Consider the following 20390-nt stretch of genomic DNA (forward strand, 5'->3'; position numbering starts at 1 on the left):
TCCTGCTCGGCGGCGGGCTGCTCCTTGGCCTTCGGCTTCTCAGGCTTGGCCGCCTGTTCGGGCTCGGCCTGCTCCTGTTCGGCGGCGGGCCGCTCCTCGGCCTTCGGCTTCTCAGGCTTGGCCGCCTTTTCCGGCTCGGCCTGCTCCTGCTCGGCGGCGGGCTGCTCCTTGGCCTTCGGCTTCTCAGGCTTGGCCGCCTGTTCGGGCTCGGCCTGCTCCTGCTCGGCGGCGGGCTGCTCCTTGGCCTTCGGCTTCTCAGGCTTGGCCGCCTTTTCCGGTTCGGCCTGCTCCTGCTCGGCGGCCGGTTGCTCCTCGGTCGTCGGCTTCTCAGGCTTGCCCGTCTCTTCCGGCTCGGCCTGCTCCTGCTCGGCGGCCGGTTGTTCCTCGGTCGGCTTCTCAGGCTTGGCGGTCTCTTCCGGCTTGACCTCGTCATCCGGCGCCTGTTCGGTCGTTGCTGCGCCTTCGGTCGGCTTCGATTTCCGGCCTGCCTGAACCTGCTTCACCTCCTCAATGTCTTTGAGCTCAGCTGGTTTGGCCTCGGGATCGGCTTTCACTTCAGCTTCAAAGACCGTGACCGTATTGTTTTCCACTTTGCCGGCCTGCTCGGGCGTCTCGGTCTCGCTGACCTCGACGACGGTCACCTGCTGGTTCGTCTCCTTCTCGATCACATCAACATCAATGACTTTGTTGATCACAACCTCGTTCTGGATCGTCACCTCACCGGCCGGCTCGGCCGCCTCGACAATGCGCACAAACTCTGGCTCATCACGGATAACGACGACGGAAATGTCGTCAGCAAGGAATTCGCGGGTGGGAACCACGACCCAGTAAAAATCCGGCGTGGTGTCGACGGTCACCTCGATTGAAATCAGATCGGGATCGCGGCGCGGCGGCAGCGGAGCCCAGATGACGTGCTCCCTTTCGCGCCGCCAACTCACCCATGCCGGCGCCCAACGAGTGCCGGGAACCCAGTACCAGCCGATGTCGTCGGCATAGCCCCAGCGGCCGTAATGATAGGTCGCCCAGCCGAACGGCTCGTCGGACACCCAGAGCCAGCCATGCTGCTCGGTATAGACCCAATGCCCAATTGTATACGGACGCCAGTCGTCAGCTACATCAACCGGGACGAAAACGGTCGCTCCCCGGTACGAAACCCAATCACCGTGGGCAGACAGTTCATCGTAGAATGTGCTGATCGAAATGGAAACGTCGGTGGCAGCCCTGGCCTCGGACACAAGCGACGATTGCGCCACCGGGGGCGCCATCGGGTTGGGTATCTCGACGATCGTGAACAAGCCGGCGGTTACGCCGCCCAGCATCAGCCGTACAGCGTTTTGGGCAAGGACGCGTTTCATCGCAGTTTCCTCCGAAACAGATCGCCCTTCATCCTGAAAACTCGCCGGCTGTCGAATTGTTCCGGCTTGGCACCACCACGATGGTACCGGGAACAACATCAGAGTTGCTTCATGAGGTCGGCGAACCAGATCACGACCGCCGTGCGCAGCGGGGTCCCGACGCAAAAATCGACATCGACTGTAAAGCCTGCCCCGGCCCAGCCCGGCGATCGGCAGCGAACGTGGCGTCAGTGGCGAATCGCAAGACTTGCAGCGCTGTTGTCGGGCTCGCCCGCCGCCCAGAGCAGAAGATGGCTATAGAGCAGAACTTTCACGCGTCGCCGCCAAACAGCTTCTCGATTTCCTCACCGGCCATGCGATCAAAATCGTCCGGAACGGAAAACTGCCCGGCCATAAACCCGACGCGACGCGTTTCGCCGGCCGCAGGAGCGTCAATGGCGATGACCTTCACCATCGGCTTTCCGGATTTGGCGATGATGAAGGACTCGCCCTTGGCTGCCCTGTCGACAAGGCGGGACAGATGCGTCTTGGCCTCGTGGATGTTGACGATGCGCATTACGAACTCCGTGCCTTAGTCCACGAAACTTAGTCTACCCGAACTTAGGGCATCTGCCGAAGAGGGCTGAAGGCCGCGCCTTGCTGCAGGGTCGTCTTGACTTCCCCGATCTCGGCACCAACTACGATTACATGAACGCCACAAAAAAGATCCGTCGCGATTTTCTTTTCCGGGTTTGCCCCATCGCGGGATCGTAACCCCCGGCTCGGCTGCCAGTGCGCCCCGGGCCGCGGGGCAAGAATACTAAAAATCGACATCGACCGTATGCAGGCCAGCACCGGCTCTGGGGCATTGGCTTTGAGCAATATCTGTCTCGAACTGGCCGGTTCACCATGAGGCAGCCCGCTTTAACAGAGAATACGAGTATTCGAAAATGCAAGATAACATGAAGGCTCGGCGCAAACCGACCATCCGCATCTCGAAATCCGACCACGCGCGTTTATCGGCGCTTGCCAGCGCCGTGGCCGCACGAAATCCGCAGGCTTCCGATGAACTGCTCGCCGAACTCGAGCGAGCGCGCATCGTTTCCGATGGTTTGATCTCCGCGGGCGCCGTCCAGATGGGTTCGACGGTGACGTTCAAGCCCGATACCGGTGACGCGAAAACGGTTACGCTGGTCTTTCCTGGCGATGCGGACATCTCCGAAGGCAAGGTTTCAATCCTTACACCGATCGGCACGGCCCTGATCGGCCTCTCGGCCGGACAGTCGATCATGTGGACCGCGCGAGATGGGCGCCGGCATGAATTGTCGGTGCTTGCCGTGAACCGGCCTGTTCGGGAAGGCGATGCATCCGATCAGCGTGCACCAGCACCTTCGACGACGGCGGGCGACTAAAGCGCGTCGCGTTTGACCGGCCTCATGCGGCGCGCTTTAGGTTGTTGTTTGTTTCCGCGAAAACGGCGGGCATCAACGCGCCGAGGATCTCAAGCGCCTTCTCCACGAACGCCTCGTGATATGGACAACCGGTGCTGAAGCAAACGGCCCGGCCCTACGCCGACCCGCTCTTACCAGCCGGCAGTTGGATGGATCGACTCGGGTTAGGTGGGCCTTGCCGCGTGGCAAAAAAATAACAGGTTGGCTGTCGGGAGGCGCACCACTTGTTCGTCCTTTGGACAGGAAGCAACGAGACCAGGTGAAAAAACCGTGAGAGAGCTTAGATCATCGGACACATCTGCGGACGATGTGATCAAGGCCGACCTTATAATGGTGTTCATCGGTCCCGTTCTGGCTGGCGAGGCGCCCAAGGGCCGGTTCGACTGAGATCTGGCAGTCGCGGCGCGAACAAATACCCCCAAGAACCGAGGAGATTAGATATGACGAAACTCGTGACCTGCCTGTGGTTCGACCACGGCGAAGCACGCAAGGCGGCAGAGTTCTATGCCGCCACTTTTCCCGACAGTCATGTGGATCGGCTGAATGCGGCCGCATCGGACTATCCCGGCGGCAAGGAAGGCAATGAACTGACGGTCGAGTTCACTGTGCTCGGCCAGTCTTTCCTGGGCCTGAACGGCGGCCCGACTTTCAAGGCCAACGAATCCGTCAGCCTCATGGTGCTGACCGCAGATCAGGAAGAGACCGACCGCTACTGGAAGGCGATTGTTGGAAACGGCGGCAGCGAGAGCGCCTGCGGATGGTGCAAGGACCGATGGGGCTTCTCCTGGCAGATCACGCCGAAGCGGCTGATGGAACTGACGACCAGTCCCGACCGCGCCAAGGCCAAGCGCGCGATGGAGGCGATGATGACGATGAAGAAAATCGATATCGCGGCGCTGGAAGCCGCAGCAGCAGGCTAACCCGATCCCAGCAACGACGCCCTGCTGAACTCAACGAATGGAGATGATCATGCCCAACACCGTTAAACTGCACCGGGTTCTCGCCACCAAGCCCGAAAAGGTCTACCGCGCATTTCTGGAACCTGACGCGGTCGCGAGTTGGCTCCCGCCCTTCGGTTTTACCTGTACTGTGCATGAGCTTGAGGCGAAGGAAGGCGGCAAGCACAGAATGTCGTTTCGAAACTTCACGACCGGGCAAAGCCATTCCTTCGGCGGCACCTATCTGAAACTCGTCCCCGGCGAGACGCTCGTCTACAGCGACGTGTTCGATGATCCGAACCTTCCGGGCGAGATGAAAGTGACCGTCACGCTGACGGCCGTTTCAGTCGGGACGGAGATGACGGTGGTTCAGGAGAACGTGCCCGATCTGATCCCGGTCGAGGCATGTTATCTCGGTTGGCAAGAGTCGCTGCGCAAGCTTGCTCACCTCGTCGAGCCCGAAATCACGCAATAAACCGTCTGCGTGATCTCATCCGGCTGCGACAACAAGGAAACCAAAATGACCAACCAGCAGATCACCATTGCCACCACGATCGCCGCGCCAATCGAACGCATCTGGGAGGCCTACACGACGCCCGGCGATATCACACAGTGGAACTTCGCTTCCGACGACTGGTGCTGCCCAAGCGCGGAAGCCGACCTAAAGGTGGGCGGCGGCTACAAGGCGCGCATGGAAGCCAAGGACGGCAGCTTCGGCTTCGATTTCGAGGCGGTGTACGAAGAGGCGCCTCAAGCGGCGGCCAAGGTTCTGCCTCTTGCCTCTTTGGCATCCCGTACAGGCGTCCGGCCGAACAGACGACCATATTCCCGGGTGAACTGCGACACGCTTTCGTAGCCGACCGCGAACGCCGCGCTGCTCGCGGTCTTTCCCTCCGAAAGCATTAGCCGCCTCGCCTCAATCAGGCGCAACTGCTTCTGGAACTGCAAGGGAGAGAGCGAGGTCACTGCGCGAAAGTGCTGGTGGAATGACGACGTACTCATCCCGGCCACAGCCGCCAGATGCTCGACCGGCAAAGGCCGCGCGAACTTTGCCCGAAGCACTGCGACCGCGCGCGCCACTCGCTGCACGTGACCGTCTGGCCAGCCCAGACGTCGGATCGCCGACCCGTGCCGTCCGGCCAGCAGCCAATAGTGCATCTCGCGCACAAGTTGGGCCTGCAGCACCGGGACCGATGCCGGGCGATCGAGCAGCCGCATTAGTCGCAGGGCCGCGTCGGCGACCTCAGCATCGGTCGCGTCAACGCGCACGGGCGCGTGGTCGGCCACATGCTGGGCGCCTATTTGCGCACTCAGCTCCGCGATGACCGCCGGATCGAGCTCCAGAACAAGCGAGTAGTAGGGGGAAGCGATACTGGCGCGTGTGATCTGGCTCACCGTCGGCACGTCCGCCGTGATCAGCAGCGAATCTCCGGCGGAGAAGGCGAAGCCCTGAGTCCCCATCGTGACGTGCTTGCTCCCCTGAACCACCAAACAGGCAAGCGGTCGGGAGATGTCGTAGACCAGATCGCTAGACGCCGTCGCCCGCACGGTGTTGAGACCCGGTATCAGGGTGCGCGCAATGCCGTCTGGGCCGGCATTGGCGTCTGCATAGCGGCTGACAGTATTGAGCAGCGTGGTCATGGACCGAACCTATTCCATTGCTGCTCGACACGCAAAGAATTTTGGAGGATTAGGCAAAAACGGCCGAGCTTCCGGCAACAAAGCCTGGCCCATCGGGCCGATATCGGCATGGCCACAGCAGTGGTCCACCAAAGGAGCAGGCCATGACCAAGATCACCCTCGTTACTGGCGCCAGCCGCGGGCTCGGGCGCAACACCGCACTCAGCGTCGCACGAAGCGGCGGTGACGTTGTTCTCACCTATCACAGCCGGAGCGAGGACGCCTGGGCCGTCGTCGCGGAGATTCAGGCGATGGGCCGCAGAGCGGTCGCGCTGCAACTTGACACCAGCGACGTTGCCACTTTCGCTTCTTTCACTGAGCGCCTGCAGGCGGCATTGCGCGAGATCTGGCAGCGCGAGACGTTCGATCATCTGGTGAACAATGCAGGCCACGGCGACATGGCAATGATAGTAGAAACAACGGAAGCGCAGTTCGATCGACTGGTCGATGTCCACTTCAAGGGCGTGTTCTTCCTCACCCAAAAGCTGCTGCCGCTGATCGCGGACGGCGGCCGTATCGTGAACCTCTCCTCGGGCCTGACCAGGATGTCCTACCCGGGCTTCGCCGCCTATTCCGCGGTAAAGGGCGCGGTCGAGGTGCTCAGCGTTTTCATGGCGAAGGAGTTGGGCGCCCGCCGCATCGCGGTCAACACGGTGGCGCCGGGCGCGATCGAAACTGATTTCCTTGGCGGCGCTGTCCGCGACATGCCTAACCTCAACAAGGTGTTCGCGGATATGACCGCGCTCGGCCGCGTCGGCATGCCGGACGATATCGGGCCGATGATCGCCAGCTTGGTATCCGACAACAACCGCTGGGTGAATGCCCAGCGGATCGAGGTGTCCGGCGGCCAAGCCATTTGATGGTCCACCACCGTCCGCGCAGTCTCCAACCGATCGCGTCAGGCGCTCAAGCGAAACCGTGTGACGTCGATGGCCGCGGCCATCAGTGTCTGCGTGTAGGATGCCTGCGGATTGCTGAAGATCGCCTCGGTCGGCCCTTCCTCGACGATCTTGCCCTGCTTCATGACGATGATGTAGTCGGCCATGGCACGCACGACGGCGAGATCGTGGCTGATGAACAGGTAGGACAGTTCATGGTCGAACTGCAGCTTGCGCAGCAATTCGACGATCTGCTTCTGGACGGAGCGATCGAGCGCCGACGTCGGCTCGTCGAGGACAACCACCTTGGGCTTGAGGATCATCGCCCGCGCGATGGCGATGCGTTGGCGCTGGCCGCCGGAGAATTCGTGCGGGTAGCGATTGCGCGCATTCGGGTCGAGCCCGACCTCACGCAAGGCCTCGACGGCGCGGAGGTCGCGTTGCCTGCCCGACAGGGTCGGCTCATGCACCAGAAGCCCTTCGGTGATGACCTGGCCAACGGTCATGCGCGGCGACAGTGAACCGAACGGGTCCTGAAAGACCAGCTGCAATTCGCGCCGCAGCGGCCGCATGGCCTGGCGGTCGGCGGCAGAAATATCGCGATCGCCAAAGCGGATGAGCCCATCGCTTGGCAGGAGCCGCAGCAGGGCTCGGCCGAGCGTCGATTTTCCTGAACCGGATTCGCCGACGATGCCGATGGTCTGGTTGCGTTTGAGCCGGATCGAAATGTGATCGACCGCGCGCAGGATCAGCGGCTCTCCGGCGAGAAACCCGCCGCCGATCTTGAAGGTCACCTCGACATTCCTGCCTTCGAGCAGGACGGGCGCATTTGGCGGTGGCGGCGCCTTGGTTCCGGTCGGCTCGGCGGCCAACAGCATCTTGGTATAGGCATGCTGCGGATTGACGAAGATCGCTTCCGCCTCGCCCTCCTCGACGACTTCGCCGTAGCGCATGACATAGACCCGGTCGGCAAAGCGCCGGACAATGCCGAGATCGTGGGTGATGAAGACGATCGCCATGCCAAGCTTGCGCTGCAGTTCGGCGAGCAGCATGAGGATCTGCGCCTGGATGGTCACGTCGAGCGCGGTCGTCGGTTCGTCTGCGATCAGTATGTCGGGATCGTTGGCCAGCGCCATGGCGATCATGACCCGCTGTCGCTGGCCACCCGACAATTCGTGCGGATAGGATTTCATCCGCCGCTCGGGATCGGGAATATGGACCAGCCGCAAGTGCTTGAGCGCCTCTTCGCGTGCTTGCGCCGCGCCAAGCCCACGATGCCGGCGGATCGGTTCGATCAGCTGGTTGCCGATCGAATAGAGCGGATCGAGCGAGGTCATCGGCTCCTGGAAGATCATGCTGATCTTGCGGCCGCGGACTTGGTTGAGCTCGGACTTGTGCAGGGCCAAAAGGTTGCGGCCGCGATAGTCGACGACGCCCGTCGCCTCGCCGTTCGAGGCCAGCAGGCTCATCGCCGCCATCATCGTCTGGCTTTTGCCGGAACCGGATTCGCCGACCACGGCAACGGTTTCGCCTGCATTGACGTGGATGTTGATGCCCTTGACCGCCTCGACCACGCCGTCAAGCGTGCGGAAGCGGACGCGAAGGTCCTTGACGCTGAGGATGGTTTCGGAAGCGATCATCTCAACGGTCCCTCGGGTCGAGCGCGTCGCGCAGGCCGTCGCCGACGAAATTCAGCGCGAACAGCGTCGAGACAAGGAAAAATGCTGGGAACAAAAGCAGCCAGTTGGCGGTGCCGATGTTCTTGGCGCCGGTCGAGATCAGCACGCCCCAGCTGGTCATCGGTTCCTGCACGCCGAGCCCGAGGAATGACAGAAAACTCTCCAGGATGATGACCTGCGGCACCAGCAGCGTCATATAGATGACCACTGGGCCAAGCAGGTTGGGAATGACGTGGCGGATCAGAATGCCGCGCTGGCCTATGCCCATCGCCTCCGCCGCCTGGACATATTCCTGCCGCCGGATCGACAGCGCCTGTCCACGCACGATGCGCGCCATGTCGAGCCACAGCACGGCGCCGACCGCCAGGAACATCAGCACGAAGTTCCGGCCGAAGAACACCACCAGCATAATGACGAAGAAAATGAACGGCAGCGAATAGAGCACATCGACAATGCGCATCATCACCTCGTCTATCCTGCCGCCGGCAAGGCCGGACGCAGCGCCGTAGAGCACGCCGATGACGCCCGCAACGACCCCGGCGAGCAGGCCGATGGCCAGCGAGATGCGCCCGGCCATCAGCGTCCGCGACAGGAGATCGCGGCCGGTATTGTCGGTGCCGAACAGGAAATACTGCTGCCTGATTGAAGCGCTCATCACCGCTTCAAGGCCGTCAGCCGATTTGCTCTCTATCTTGGTGTTGTCGAAGGCATCGGAACGGTCGAGGTAGCGGACATTGCGGTCGTCGATCGGCTTGCGCGATGTGACGGTAACGAAGATGCGATTGTCTTCCTGCCGCCACTGCTTGATGTCGACACGCATGCGCTTGATCGCCTCGTTGAGCGCGGTTTCTATCTTGTCAGGCTTCGGATAGGCCGACAAGCTCGGCGGCATGCGCACATAGTCGGCGTAGATGGTGGTGTATCGATGCGGCACCAAAGAGGGTCCGAACACGCTGAGGATCGCGATGAAGGCAAGATAATACAGGCTGAACATGGCGGCGCGGTTGGCCTTGAGGCGCGCCCAGGCATCGCCCCACAGGGAACGGCCGACGATGGCCGGAGCGGTGGCTGCGATGTCAGTCATAGCGCACCCTCGGATCGACGAAGGCATACATGACGTCGACGATCAGGTTGAAGACGATGGTGAACAGCGCGATGACCACCACGGTGCCCATGACCAGCGTGTAGTCACGGTTGAGCGCGGCCTCGACGAAATAGCGGCCGATGCCGGGAATGGAAAAGATCGTCTCGACGATGATCGAGCCGGTGAGCAGTGCCGCCGCCGCCGGGCCGGTGAAGGAGACAATCGGCAATATGGCGCCGCGCAGCGCATGCTTGACGACCACCGACCAGTCCGACAGGCCGAGCGCACGTGCGGTGCGAATGTGGTGCGAGCGCAACGATTCGATCATCGAGCCGCGCATCAGGCGGGCGACGATGGCGATCTGCGGCAAGGCGAGGGTCAGCACAGGGCCGATCTTGTTGAGCAGGGCGCCATCGCCCCAGCCGCCGATCGGCAGCAGTTTCCAGGTCAGACCGAACAGAAGCTGGATAACCGGCGCGATGACGAAGGTCGGAATGGTGCTGCCGGCGGTCGCCAGAGCGATCACCGAATAGTCGGCAAGCTTGTTCTGGTTGAGCGCGGCAATGGTGCCGAGGAGGCCGCCGAGCAGCAGCGCCAGGATCAGGGCCGAGGCGCCGATCTGGATCGAAACGGGCAGGCCCCTGGCAAACAATTCGCCGACAGTGAAATCCGGCATGTTGTAGCTCGGACCGAAATTGCCGCGCAGCAGATTGCCGAGATAGTGGACATATTGCAGCCAGAGCGGGTCGTTGAGACCGAACTGCGCTTCGAGATTGGCCTTGATCTCGGGGCTCAGGCCCCGCTCCTGATTGAACGGGCCGCCAGGCGCGACGCGTATCAGGAAGAACGCCATGGTCACGATGACCAACAGCGTCGGAATGGCGGTCAGAAGCCGCCGGAATACGTAACGCAGCATCGGTTCCCCGCTTTGCTAGCAAACCGGGACCGCCGCCCCTAACGCATGACCCGAGCCGAAGGTCCGGAGAGGATCACCTGCAAAATCAAGGCGTTACAGCGCCCTGTGCGCGCCCCAAAGGACGCGCGGCGCTGTAAAGGAGCGGCAGTCCGGCCAAGGAGATCAGTCCTTGGAGATGAAGCGGGACGGATGCACATCCATGACGTTGTCCTCGAAGCCATGAAGCTTCGGAGAAACGATATCCTTGTAACTATAGTAGAGAAGCGGGATGTTGCCGACGTCATCGACGAGGATGCGCTCGGCCTCGGCGAGTTCTTTCATCCGCTCTTCAGGCTTGCCGCCGGCGGCGGCCGCCTCGTCCATGGCCTTCTCGAATTCCGGGCTGTTGTAGCTCGAATAGTTGTTGCCGCTTGCCTTGCGGGAGATGCCGAGGAAGGTTTCCGGATCCTTGTAATCCGCAATCCAGCCGGCACGCGCCACGTCGTAGTCGCCCTTCTGCTCAAGGAAGGAGTAGTGGGTCTTGGTGTCGGTGTTGAGCAGCGTGATTTCGACGCCGAGCGGCTTCAACTGCTCCTGGATGGCGACTGCAGTGTTCTTGTGGTTTTCCGACGTGTTGTAGCGGATTTCCATCTTCAGCGGTTTCTCGGGCGTATAGCCAAGCTTCTCGAGTACCTTCTTGGCCTCATCCTCGCGGTCGATCTGCGACATGTCCGCGTATTTGGCCATTGCCGGCGTATAGCCCTCAACGCCCGGAGGCACCATCGAATAGCCGGGCAGCATTGAGTTCTGCCAGACCTTTTCGGCAAGGAAATCGCGGTCGACTGCCATGGAGATGGCATTGCGCAGTTCGACGTTGTCCCACGGAGCCTTGTCGGTCTTGATCGAAAAATAGTAGGTGCCGAGGTAAGGTCCAACGCGAATCTGATCGCCAAACTTGGCCTTGAGATCGGCGAGCTGCTCGGTCGGGAGATCGTCGTAGCTGTCGAGTTCGCCGGCCTCGAAGCGCTTTATCGCCGACGAACGATCTTCGGTCGGGATATAGTTGACGACGTCGAGCTTGACGCTCGCAGCATCCCAGAATTTCGGATTCTTGACCAGTTTGATGTGGTCGTTGGGAACCCACTCCGTCAGGGTAAAGGGGCCGTTGGAGACCAGATTGCCCGGCTTGATCCAATCGGCGCCGAGCTTGTCAATGGACGCCTTGCTGACCGGATAAGTCGCCTGGTGGGTCAGCATTTCAAGGAAATAGGGCGTGGGCGCCTTCAGCGTCACTTCCAGGGTATTTGCGTCGATTGCCTTGACGCCCATCTCCTCCGGCTTCGCCTTCTTGGTGTTCACCTCCTCGGCGTTCTTCACGGGATAGAGCATCGAAGCATATTCGGCGCCGGTGGCCGGATCTTCCAGCCGATGAAACGCGTAGACGAAGTCATCTGCCGTGACCGGGCTACCATCCGACCAGACACCGTCCTTGCGCAGCTTGAAGGTGTAGACGGTGCCGTCGTCCGATACAGTCCAGCTTTCGGCGGCGCCCGGAATGACGTTCGCCTTCTGGTCTTGCATGACCAGCCCCTGGAACAGGTCACGCAATACTGCGGCTTCGTATATTGTCGAGGTCTTGTGCGGGTCGAGCGACTCCGATTCGGCGGCGGTGCCGCGGTTGTAGACGACCTCGGCGAAGGCTGGCGTGTAGAACGTGCCGGCGGCCAAAGCCATGGTTGTGGCGAACACCGTCGCCTTCAGCATGTTTTTCAGCATGAAGTTCTCCCTGTCGAGGCGGCCGTTCAGCTGCGCCTCTTGAGTGTTGACGCCCCGAAGCCGATTAGCTGGCCTCTTTGAGCGCGCCGCCGGTTCCCTTTCCGGCGGCTGGTGGGCAAACAGTAACGTGGTGATTTTTTATTTCAACAGACTCGTGAGGTCACCCTAAGTAAGGCGCAGCGACAGCCACTGCGCGATCGGCAAAATAGCAGTCGAGCCCGTGGACCGAGCCTCAGCGCCGACGTGACCGGTTCCGCGTCAATCTCACCAAGGCCTCTTGAGAAAGCCCCTCCCCGTTACGCGCCAAACAGCCGCCGGTCCCAGTAGACCGGCTGGTGCAGGCTCGTGTGGATCTTTGAAAACTCCGGATGCGCCGGATTGATCAGCACATTGCAATCGAGACGCGCCACGACACTCGGCACCAGCAGGATGGCGCTGCGCCGTTCTAAACACCAGGTTTCGCCGAATCCGTGGCTCACCATCGCCGGCATCGTGTCCCAGCCGGGCAGTGACGGCTGGGAAAAGACCTCGTAACTCAGTCCGCGCGGGATTGTGACTTCGATGTAGTGCTGGTTGGGCGGCAGTCGGCCGCTGCCATGCACCAGCTTTTCCAACAGGGTCGTCGAATAGTGCTCGCTGGTGTAGATGATTGGACTTCCGGGCGTGTTCCACCGCCCTGGCGCGATTGTCGAGCCGGTCGCATCGAAGATCGGGTAGGTGCCGGCCGGATCGCCGATACGAAAGGACGATAGAATGCGATCGAGAGTCTGCGCCGTCACGCAGCACTGCCGTACTTCAGACCTGCGAGAATATCGACCACCATTTCGGCACCGAACTCGCTCATGATAACGACATCGATCGGTCGCTTGTCCTCAATCATCGGGTGCGGCCGAAACAGGAAATCGCGCGCTTCCTCCTCGTTCTGCCAGACATCGACAGCAAGGCCCCAGACGCGCGCGACGCGGGCCAATCGTGTGCCCTCGTCCGACGAGAGGCGTTGTACCGCCTTGCGCCGCTCGTAGGTCGCCTTGGGGATCAGCCGGTATTTGAACTGAGCATCGCCAGGCGCCAGAAGATGCGCAACGCGCTCAAGTGCGCCAATGGGAAGTCCATCCTCGATCCGGGAGATCAGCCCGAAAGGCGACCGCGCCGCCACCTCTTTAACGGGCAGCCCCAACACGTCGGCGACATTTCCGAGCGCTAGCATATCACTCTCCATTCCATGTGAGGCAATAGTTAGCCTCACATGACGCGTCATGCAAGCCCCGCATCAGTGCAGACCGATCCGCCAACGATCTTTGCTGCCACCCGTTCGCGGCAACGCAAACGAACAATTCGAAATCCAAAACCTACCCACCTCCTGCGCCATCAACGACGTCATCGGTGCAGGGTCATGGCATCCTCTCTCTAATTCCGATCCGGGTTTGGATAGGTGGAGCAATCGTGCCAGTCACGATCATGCGAATACCGGTCCGAACCCGGTGGTTGCGACGATGCAGTCGCGCCCCCTGTTCTTTGCGACATAGAGATTCTGATCAGCGCGCAGCAGGATGTCGTTCAAGGTTTGGCCTGGTCCGTGCACGCAAATCCCGATGCTGACGGTGATTTCTCGGTCCTCGATGCCGACTGCCCGTCTGACACCGCGCATATTCTGTCTGATGCGCTCGGCTACTTCCAATGTCTTGTCGCGGCCGGCTTCGACCAGGAACACAGCGAACTCCTCGCCGCCGATGCGCGCCGCCAAGTCGCTTTCCCGAATCGAGTTGCGAATAACGCTGCCCATCTCCTGGAGGACCGCATCACCGATGGCATGACCAAAGGTGTCGTTGACGGATTTGAAATGATCGGCGTCGATGAACAGTACGGCGCCTTCCTTGAAGGCCTCGGATCCCACGATTGCCTCGGCCCCCTCAAAGAAGGTTTTCCTGTTGGCGAGGCTTGTGAGGTGGTCGATGCGTGCTGCCTGGTCGAGCCTGGCGGCCATCAAGGCGAGATTCAACTGCTGTCTCAGGAAGAAATAGCCGAGCGGAAATCCAACCGCGATGGTGATGACCGTTGTCAAAAACAAGTCCAAGAGGAGGCGGTCGGCAAAGAAGATGCCATAGAAAACGAGGGTGAGAGTATCCGCACCGACGATGGCTGCCAGAACCACGACGCAGGTCTGCCTGAACAGCGAGAGCTTCCCGAAGCGTGTCAGGAAATAATGTGATGCCGTCATTCCGCCAACTGCCTTTGGGTAACCCTAACCCGTGAGTGGTAAACACAAGTTACAACTAGCGGCAGCAATTTTGACACAACCCGCACGTCAGATCCTACACATTGCGCGAAAACCCTTGCGCCTCGTGGGAAGTTGGGACGGGCAATAGCCTGCAGCGGATCGCATGATATTGATGCAAGTGAATGGGGTCCCTTACTAACTAAACCCTACGTTGTGGTCGATGGGATCGACGGCGCTTTCTCTGCAACGAGCAGGTTGCGCCGCTTTTGTTGAAGAAGTCGGGCGTCGAATCGGGGCGCTGCGTCGGCTGGTGAATTCCACGACTTGGCGGAAGAACCGCTTCAAGCATTCGCTTCCGGCAGGAAATCTGTCGTCGATTCCACTTTGCCAGAATGTCTTAAGCCGCCTTTAAGCAACCACGGATTACATCTTTTGCGGGCTTCGGTATGTCTTGATAGGCGACGGACATGAACAGCGCGGAAACTGGGACAATAGCTAAAAAGCAGCGCAATACGCGTCAGCTAAAACGCAAATTACACCAGTTTCGAGAACCGTCCGGAACGTCCGCGATCGAATTTGCACTGCTTGCGCCCATTTTCATCTTGCTTCTGCTCGGCATGGTTGCATATGGCATCTATTTTGGCGCCAGTCACTCCGTGCAGCAGATCGCAGCGGACGCCGCACGCACGGCGATTGCCGGGCTGAACGAAGATGAGCGCCAGGCGCTGGTGACCAGTTTCGTCACCACCAATGCCGCGGGATATCCATTCGTCGATTCCGACAAGCTGACCTACCAGGCCAAGGACAGCACGGCCGACGGAAACCAGTTCGTCGTGTCCATCCAATATGATGCCCGCAACCTGCCGGTCTGGAATCTGTTCCCGGCACTGCCAATGCCTGGCACCACGATCTCACGCCAGTCGACAATCCGGGTTGGAGGCATCTGAATGTCGCAAACTTTGGCGCGCAGGATCGGCCGGGTCGCCCGCTCGATGCTTGGCGACATGACGGCGAACTTCGCCGTCATGACGGCGCTGTGCGCACCGTTCGCGCTGGCGCTGGCCGCCTTCGCCATCGATGAAGGCTCGATCTATGTGGAGCGCCGGGAGGCTCAGTCGCTGGTCGATCTGGCGGCAATCACCGCCGCCTCCAACATCAACAACATTGAAGCCGCGGTGGTGACCACGCTCGGCGACAACGGAATGCCGGGTATCGTTGTTCAGAAGGCAGGGCAGACGATCACCCCTGCCCTCGGAAAGACTGTCGTGTCGGTCACCCCCGGCCGATATTCAGCAGAGTCGTCGCTCGGCGTCGACAAGCGCTTCGAGGCCGGCAAAACGCCCTACAACGCCGTCCATGTCACGCTGAAAAAGGTTCCTGCCCGCTATTTCGCGAGTTCGCTTATCCCTACGCCGGTGATCGGCACCCAAGCCGTGGCCAGCATAGCGCCGCAGGCGATGTTCTCGGTCGGGTCCAGGCTTCTCAGCGTCAATGGCGGCATCCTCAACGCTCTTCTCAGCAAGTTCCTGGGCGGCAACATCGCGCTCAGCGTCATGGACTACAACGCTCTGATCGCTGCCGACGTGAACCTGCTTTCGTTCATCGATGCCCTTGCCGTTGAGATGCAGCTGACGGGTGTCAGCTATTCGGAGGTGCTGGCTTCCAAAGCGACGGTGGGCGAGATAGCGACCGCCATGGCTAATGTTTCACCCGTTGGCAGCACCAGCAAGCTGGCTTTGCAGACAATCGCGTCAAGGACCACCAACACGGTCAAGATACCGCTCAATCATCTTGTCGATCTTGGATCAATGGGCCAGTTGGGCCTCGGGCAAAAGTCGCCCGGCTTTTCGGTCGACGCCAGCGCCATGGGCATGCTGACCACCGCTGCTGCACTGGCCAACGGCTCGAAGCAGGTCGAGCTCAATCTCGGAGCCGCCATTCCGGGGCTTGCCTCCACCACGCTTGCGATTGCAATCGGCGAACCTGCACAATTCTCGCCATGGCTGACAATCGGCGAGAAGGGTGCTGTGGTGCGTACGGCGCAGACGCGGATCAAGCTGGTGGCGTCCGTCGGCGGCAGCAATGCGAACCTCGGTGGCGGCATCAGCCTGCTGGCCGTCAAACTGCCGTTGCATGTCGAGGTGGCCTCTGCCGAAGCCAAGCTGACCGACATCAGCTGCCCGACGGGGCACCCCGACAGTTTGAAAGTTACTATTGCCGCACGTCCGGGCCTTGCCTCGCTGCACCTTGGCGCCAGCGATGCCGATAACAGCCCCTCCGCCTTCGCCGATTTCAGCAACCCACAATCGTTTCAAAATGCCGAAATCGCGCAGGTCAGCGTGAAGCTTCTGTTTCTCACCCTCAATCTGATCGGCGTGAATGGTTCTGCAGCCGTTGAGATCGCCAACAACGATCCGACGATCTTGACCTTCAACAGCACCGACATCGCAAGCAAGACGATAAAGAACGCCTCGACGAAGAACCTGACGCAATCTCTCACCACGTCGCTGGTCAACAATTTGTCGCTTTCGGTCAGTGCGCTGGGCCTCGGGCTTGATGTAACCGCCTTGCTCGGAACCGTGAAGCCGGCAGTGGTGGCGCTGCTGAACGGCGTGACGGCGCCGGTCGACGAATTGGTTTACAACGTGCTTGGGGCGCTGGGCGTGCGCGTCGGCGAGGCCGATGTCCGGGTCATGGGCGCGACTTGCGGGCGCTCTGTGCTTGTTCAGTGAGTTGGAGAGATCAGCCGGCTCGTCCGAGAAAGCAGCCCAACGGCGGCAGCGACAGAATCTTTTCCTGCAAGGCGGCACCAGCGCCAAGGTCGATCATCTCTGCGACATCGATACCCTGCGGCAACGGCCAGTTGGCCGGCTCCTCGGCGAAGTTGAAAGCGCACAGCAGCTTCTCGCCGCCGCCTTCGCGCATGAAGGCAAGCACATCGCCCTCGGCATCGAGAAAGCGGATCGAACCTTGTACCAGCGCCGCATGCCGTTTGCGCAACGCCAGCATCGCCCGATAGCTGGCCAGAACTGACTTTTCCTCGCCGTTCTGGATGTCGACCGCGCGGGCGCGATGGCTTTCCGGGATTGGAAGCCACGGCCTGCCGATTGAAAAGCCGGCATTGTTGGCGCCCTTCTCCCACACCATCGGCGTGCGGCAGCCATCCCTGCCCTTGAACCCCGGCCAGAAGCGGATGCCGTAAGGATCGCGCAGATCCTCGAACGCCAATTCCGCCTCCTCCAGCCCGAGTTCCTCACCCTGATAGAGGCAGATCGATCCTCGCAGGCATGACAGCAGCGCGATGGAGAACTTCGCCGTCCTTTCCGGGTCGCCGCCGGGCCTTGTCCATCGCGTCACATGGCGAACGACATCGTGGTTGGAAAACGCCCAGCAGACCCAGCCGTCGGAGACAGCACTCTCGAACGCTTCGACGCAGCCACGCACATGCGCCGCCGAGAATTGCGGACCGAGCAGGTCGAATGTGTAGCACATGTCGAGCTTGTCGCCGCCGCTGGTGTAGGCGGCGAGTGTCTGCAACGAACGGGCTTCGTCGCCGACCTCGCCGACAGCGGCGCGGCCCTCATATTCGTCGAGCAGCGCCCGAAACCGCTTGAGGAAAGCCAGGTTTTCGGGCTGCGTCTTGTCAAACAAATGCTCCTGATAGAGGTACGGATTGGTTTCGGTGTTGGTGCCTGCGACGCTTGACGCCAGCGGCGGGTTGCTGCGCAGCCAGCGGTCATGGACATAGTAGTTGACGGTATCGAGGCGAAACCCGTCGACGCCGCGCTCCAGCCAAAACCGCACCGTTTCCAGCAAGGCGTCCTGAACCTCCGGATTGTGGAAATTGAGGTCCGGCTGCGAGGCGAGGAAATTGTGCATGTAATACTGCCTGCGGGTCGCGTCCCACTCCCAGGCTGGGCCGCCGAAGACCGACAGCCAATTGTTGGGCGCGGTGCCGTCGGGCCTCGGATCGGCCCAGACATACCAATCCGCCCTGGGGTTATCGCGGCTCGTACGGCTTTCGATGAACCATTCGTGCCGGTCGGACGAATGCGACAGGACCTGGTCAATAATGACTTTCAGGCCGAGACGGTGGGCCTCGGCGACCACCGCGTCGAAATCCTCTGATGTGCCGAACATAGGATCGACGGCTGTATAGTCGGAGACGTCATAGCCCATATCGGCCATCGGCGACTTGAAGAAGGGCGACAGCCAGACGGCGTCGGCGCCAAGCGATGCGACATGCGCCAGCCTCGATGTGATACCACGCAGATCGCCACCGCCGTCCCCCCTCGTGTCCTGGAAGGAGCGCGGGTAGATCTGGTAGATGACGCAGCCGCGCCACCACTCGGCGTGGTCACTTGCCACTCGGGTTCTCCTTTATCTGAGCCTGGGCGGCTTCGTGTTCGATCATGAAGATCACCGTTCGCCCCGGCACCGGCCGTGAAATGCCGGCTGCGCCGTCCGGTGTTTCGATGGCTGGCTGCCAGCGAAATCCGTCGCGCCCTGGCAGCGTGAACATACACGCCCGGCGATCGCCATTGATGACAACGGCAAATCGGCAATCATCGCTGCCGAGCATCATAACCAGGCGGTACCGCCCCGGATCCCGCCAGCCTGCCTCGTCGAGCGGCGTGCCGGTTTCAGTGAGCCAGACCGCGTCCGGGTTTTCTGATCCGGGCGGCGGCTCTCCGGTCAGGAAGCGCGTGTCGGAAAGCGCCGGCACGGAACGACGCATCGCGGCGAGCAAAACGGCGTATTGTTCCAGCGCCTGGTCGCGCCCGGCCCAGTCGAGCCAGGTGATCTCGTTGTCCTGCGCATAGGCGTTGTTGTTGCCCTTCTGGGTGCGGCCGAATTCGTCGCCGGCGGTCAGCATGATCGTGCCGCGTGAGGCAAACAGCGTGGCCAGCAGCGCACACCGGTCATCGAAACGGGCCGTAACGATCGCCCGGTCGCCGGTCTCGCCCTCGACGCCATTGTTCCAGGATAGGTTGTCGTCGTGGCCATCGCGGTTCTGCTCGCCATTGGCCTCATTGTGCTTGTGCTCGTAGGCAACGATGTCGGCCAGCGTCATGCCGTCATGCGCGGCAATGAAATTGACGCTGCGGCTCGTCTGCTGGCTTGGCTTGGCAAACAGGTCGGATGAGCCGGCAACCCGGGTCGCCAGCGCGCCGACCATGCCGCTATGGCCGCGCCAGAACCGGCGGATGTCGTCGCGATATCTGTCGTTCCATTCGAGGAAGGGCGGCGGAAAATTGCCAAGCTGATAGCCGTCCGGGCCGATATCCCATGGCTCGGCGATAAGCACCCGGTCGCCAAGGAGCGGATCATCCCGAATAGCCATGAGCAGTGGCGCAGCGGCGTCGAACGCGCCATCGACCCGCCCCAGAATGGGCGCCAGATCGAAGCGGAAACCATCGACGCCGGCATGGCGGACAAAGTGACGAAGCGTGTCGAGCACCATTTCCCTGACGACCGGATGACCGCAAGCGACGGTGTTGCCGGTGCCGGTGTCGTTGATCAAGCTGCCGTCCGGCCGATGCCGGTAGTAGGCGCGGCTGTCGAGGCCGCGCAGCGACAGCGTCGGCCCAAGCCTGTCGCTTTCGCCGGTGTGGTTGAAGACAAGATCGAGGATGACGCCGATGCCGGCCCCACGCAGCGTGGCAACCGTCTGCCGCAATTCCGCGAGACCGCCGGGCGCCAGACGCGGATCGAGCGCCATGAAGGTCACGGGATTGTAGCCCCAGGCATTGCGCAGCCCGAGCGGCGGCAAATGCCGCTCGTCGATCGATGCCGTCACCGGCATCAGTTCGACCGCCCCGACCCCGAGCTTTTTCAGGTGCTCGACGATAGCCGGGTGGGCAAGGGCTGCAACCGTCCCGCGCTGGTGCTTCGGGATGTCCGGATGCAGCATGGTGAAGGCGCGCACCGGCACTTCATAGATCAGGCCACCGGGCTGGAACAGCGGCGGCAAGACGGGCACCGGCCGCGGCAGGGTGGCGGTAATCGCCTTCGGCAGCAGCGGCGCAGTGTCCGTGCCCTCGCCCCGGCGCGCGGCGAGCCTGACGTCATAGACATAAGACCTGTCGATTTCGACGGCATAGGGGTCGACCAGCAGCTTGTCGGGATCGAACCAAAGCCCGTTCTCGGGCGTATAATCGCCATTGGCGCGAAATCCGTATCGGGTGCCGGCGGCGAGGCCGGCGACGAAAAGCGCGTGAACGCCCTCGCCTTCCGGCTGGAGTTCGAGCCGGTCGATCTCCCCCTCTCCCTGCTCATCGAAGATCGAGACCCAGAGCCGGCTGGCCGCGGACGACCATGCGGCAAAGCGGATGCCGCCGCGGGTGACGGTGGCACCGAGTGAGTTCATACGGCGACCCCTTCTCCCCTTGTGGGAGAAGGTGGATTGGCGCGCAGCGCCGAGACGGATGAGGGGTGCTGGAAGAAACGAGGCATG

Annotated in this window: 19 protein-coding genes; 7 read left to right on the forward strand and 12 right to left on the reverse strand. The window is 61.4% G+C overall.

Annotated elements, in window-relative coordinates; all coding sequences use genetic code 11:
* Positions 1–1355 (reverse strand): DUF6600 domain-containing protein (locus tag AC0L2R_RS09800; RefSeq protein ID WP_473508637.1); only part of this gene is annotated, 1355 nt, incomplete at its 3' end.
* Positions 1356–1665: 310 nt separating this feature from the next.
* Positions 1666–1911, reverse strand: coding sequence for a type II toxin-antitoxin system Phd/YefM family antitoxin (locus tag AC0L2R_RS09805; protein ID WP_473491643.1), 246 nt, complete (start codon positions 1909–1911; stop codon positions 1666–1668).
* A gap of 373 nt (positions 1912–2284) precedes the next feature.
* On the opposite strand from AC0L2R_RS09805, the gene rnk reads away from it, so the two are divergent.
* The 4 genes from rnk (at position 2285) to AC0L2R_RS09825 (ending at position 4579) form a co-directional block, all read left to right on the forward strand.
* Positions 2285–2746, forward strand: coding sequence for a nucleoside diphosphate kinase regulator (rnk, locus tag AC0L2R_RS09810; protein WP_473508638.1), 462 nt, complete (start codon positions 2285–2287; stop codon positions 2744–2746).
* A gap of 479 nt (positions 2747–3225) precedes the next feature.
* Positions 3226–3705: a VOC family protein gene (locus AC0L2R_RS09815; protein WP_473508639.1), complete on the forward strand. Its 480-nt coding sequence runs from the start codon at positions 3226–3228 to the stop codon at positions 3703–3705.
* A gap of 49 nt (positions 3706–3754) precedes the next feature.
* Positions 3755–4198: an SRPBCC family protein gene (locus tag AC0L2R_RS09820; RefSeq protein WP_287191723.1), complete on the forward strand. Its 444-nt coding sequence runs from the start codon at positions 3755–3757 to the stop codon at positions 4196–4198.
* Between the two features lie 45 nt (positions 4199–4243).
* Entirely contained in the window at positions 4244–4579 is a 336-nt protein-coding gene (locus tag AC0L2R_RS09825; protein WP_473508640.1) for an SRPBCC domain-containing protein, read from the forward strand.
* Here AC0L2R_RS09825 and AC0L2R_RS09830 read toward each other — a convergent pair.
* The gene (locus tag AC0L2R_RS09830; protein WP_473508641.1) at positions 4474–5364 is read right to left on the reverse strand and encodes an AraC family transcriptional regulator; all 891 of its coding nucleotides are present in this window, start codon (positions 5362–5364) and stop codon (positions 4474–4476) included. The two genes, AC0L2R_RS09825 and AC0L2R_RS09830, sit on opposite strands and share 106 nt — an antisense overlap.
* Positions 5365–5507: 143 nt before the next feature.
* On the opposite strand from AC0L2R_RS09830, the gene AC0L2R_RS09835 reads away from it, so the two are divergent.
* A complete protein-coding gene (locus AC0L2R_RS09835) occupies positions 5508–6263 on the forward strand; it encodes an SDR family oxidoreductase (RefSeq protein WP_473508642.1) in 756 nt (251 codons plus the stop codon).
* 38 nt (positions 6264–6301) lie between these two features.
* On the opposite strand, the gene AC0L2R_RS09840 is transcribed toward AC0L2R_RS09835, so the two are convergent.
* The 7 genes from AC0L2R_RS09840 to AC0L2R_RS09870 all read right to left on the reverse strand — a co-directional run bounded on the left by AC0L2R_RS09840 (position 6302) and on the right by AC0L2R_RS09870 (position 13867).
* Positions 6302–7921 carry an ABC transporter ATP-binding protein gene (locus AC0L2R_RS09840; protein WP_473508643.1) on the reverse strand — a complete coding sequence of 540 codons (1620 nt, stop codon included), beginning with the start codon at positions 7919–7921 and terminating at the stop codon, positions 6302–6304.
* A 1-nt stretch (position 7922) separates the two neighbouring features.
* Positions 7923–9044, reverse strand: a complete 1122-nt coding sequence (locus AC0L2R_RS09845) for an ABC transporter permease (RefSeq protein WP_023799732.1) — start codon at positions 9042–9044, stop codon at positions 7923–7925.
* The gene (locus AC0L2R_RS09850) at positions 9037–9960 is read right to left on the reverse strand and encodes an ABC transporter permease subunit (protein ID WP_023799733.1); all 924 of its coding nucleotides are present in this window, start codon (positions 9958–9960) and stop codon (positions 9037–9039) included. The genes AC0L2R_RS09845 and AC0L2R_RS09850 overlap by 8 nt, the downstream gene beginning before the upstream one ends.
* Before the next feature lie 162 nt (positions 9961–10122).
* Positions 10123–11715 (reverse strand): peptide ABC transporter substrate-binding protein, encoded by a 1593-nt coding sequence (locus AC0L2R_RS09855; RefSeq protein WP_473508644.1) that lies wholly within the window; start codon positions 11713–11715, stop codon positions 10123–10125.
* Between the two features lie 296 nt (positions 11716–12011).
* A complete protein-coding gene (locus AC0L2R_RS09860; protein WP_473508645.1) occupies positions 12012–12494 on the reverse strand; it encodes an RES family NAD+ phosphorylase in 483 nt (160 codons plus the stop codon).
* Positions 12491–12922: an antitoxin Xre-like helix-turn-helix domain-containing protein gene (locus AC0L2R_RS09865; RefSeq protein ID WP_473508646.1), complete on the reverse strand. Its 432-nt coding sequence runs from the start codon at positions 12920–12922 to the stop codon at positions 12491–12493. The genes AC0L2R_RS09860 and AC0L2R_RS09865 overlap by 4 nt, the downstream gene beginning before the upstream one ends.
* A 249-nt stretch (positions 12923–13171) precedes the next feature.
* Positions 13172–13867, reverse strand: a complete 696-nt coding sequence (locus AC0L2R_RS09870) for a GGDEF domain-containing protein (protein WP_473508647.1) — start codon at positions 13865–13867, stop codon at positions 13172–13174.
* 533 nt (positions 13868–14400) lie between these two features.
* Here AC0L2R_RS09870 and AC0L2R_RS09875 point away from each other — a divergent pair.
* Both AC0L2R_RS09875 and AC0L2R_RS09880 read left to right on the forward strand, forming a co-directional pair.
* Positions 14401–14880 (forward strand): TadE family protein, encoded by a 480-nt coding sequence (locus tag AC0L2R_RS09875; protein ID WP_473508648.1) that lies wholly within the window; start codon positions 14401–14403, stop codon positions 14878–14880.
* The gene (locus AC0L2R_RS09880) at positions 14881–16665 is read left to right on the forward strand and encodes a pilus assembly protein TadG-related protein (protein ID WP_473508649.1); all 1785 of its coding nucleotides are present in this window, start codon (positions 14881–14883) and stop codon (positions 16663–16665) included.
* A 10-nt stretch (positions 16666–16675) separates the two neighbouring features.
* Here the strand turns inward: AC0L2R_RS09880 and bglA are convergent, their stop codons facing one another.
* Positions 16676–18301, reverse strand: coding sequence for a beta-galactosidase BglA (gene bglA / locus AC0L2R_RS09885; RefSeq protein ID WP_473508650.1), 1626 nt, complete (start codon positions 18299–18301; stop codon positions 16676–16678).
* Entirely contained in the window at positions 18291–20303 is a 2013-nt protein-coding gene (glgX, locus tag AC0L2R_RS09890) for a glycogen debranching protein GlgX (RefSeq protein ID WP_473508651.1), read from the reverse strand. The genes bglA and glgX overlap by 11 nt, the downstream gene beginning before the upstream one ends.
* Between the last annotated feature and the right edge of the window lie 87 nt (positions 20304–20390).

The organism is Mesorhizobium sp. WSM4820, from assembly GCF_055811075.1.

Excerpts from the sequence above, each read along its gene's own strand:
- AC0L2R_RS09835 (WP_473508642.1), top strand. The coding sequence starts at position 5,508 with ATGACCAAGATCACCCTCGTTACTGGCGCCAGCCGCGGGCTCGGGCGC.
- AC0L2R_RS09880 (WP_473508649.1), top strand. The coding sequence starts at position 14,881 with ATGTCGCAAACTTTGGCGCGCAGGATCGGCCGGGTCGCCCGCTCGATG.
- AC0L2R_RS09850 (WP_023799733.1), bottom strand. The coding sequence starts at position 9,960 with ATGCTGCGTTACGTATTCCGGCGGCTTCTGACCGCCATTCCGACGCTG.
- AC0L2R_RS09820 (WP_287191723.1), top strand. The coding sequence starts at position 3,755 with ATGCCCAACACCGTTAAACTGCACCGGGTTCTCGCCACCAAGCCCGAA.
- rnk (WP_473508638.1), top strand. The coding sequence starts at position 2,285 with ATGCAAGATAACATGAAGGCTCGGCGCAAACCGACCATCCGCATCTCG.
- AC0L2R_RS09845 (WP_023799732.1), bottom strand. The coding sequence starts at position 9,044 with ATGACTGACATCGCAGCCACCGCTCCGGCCATCGTCGGCCGTTCCCTG.
- AC0L2R_RS09865 (WP_473508646.1), bottom strand. The coding sequence starts at position 12,922 with ATGCTAGCGCTCGGAAATGTCGCCGACGTGTTGGGGCTGCCCGTTAAA.
- AC0L2R_RS09875 (WP_473508648.1), top strand. The coding sequence starts at position 14,401 with ATGAACAGCGCGGAAACTGGGACAATAGCTAAAAAGCAGCGCAATACG.
- AC0L2R_RS09805 (WP_473491643.1), bottom strand. The coding sequence starts at position 1,911 with ATGCGCATCGTCAACATCCACGAGGCCAAGACGCATCTGTCCCGCCTT.
- AC0L2R_RS09825 (WP_473508640.1), top strand. The coding sequence starts at position 4,244 with ATGACCAACCAGCAGATCACCATTGCCACCACGATCGCCGCGCCAATC.
- AC0L2R_RS09830 (WP_473508641.1), bottom strand. The coding sequence starts at position 5,364 with ATGACCACGCTGCTCAATACTGTCAGCCGCTATGCAGACGCCAATGCC.
- glgX (WP_473508651.1), bottom strand. The coding sequence starts at position 20,303 with ATGAACTCACTCGGTGCCACCGTCACCCGCGGCGGCATCCGCTTTGCC.
- AC0L2R_RS09815 (WP_473508639.1), top strand. The coding sequence starts at position 3,226 with ATGACGAAACTCGTGACCTGCCTGTGGTTCGACCACGGCGAAGCACGC.
- AC0L2R_RS09840 (WP_473508643.1), bottom strand. The coding sequence starts at position 7,921 with ATGATCGCTTCCGAAACCATCCTCAGCGTCAAGGACCTTCGCGTCCGC.
- AC0L2R_RS09855 (WP_473508644.1), bottom strand. The coding sequence starts at position 11,715 with ATGCTGAAAAACATGCTGAAGGCGACGGTGTTCGCCACAACCATGGCT.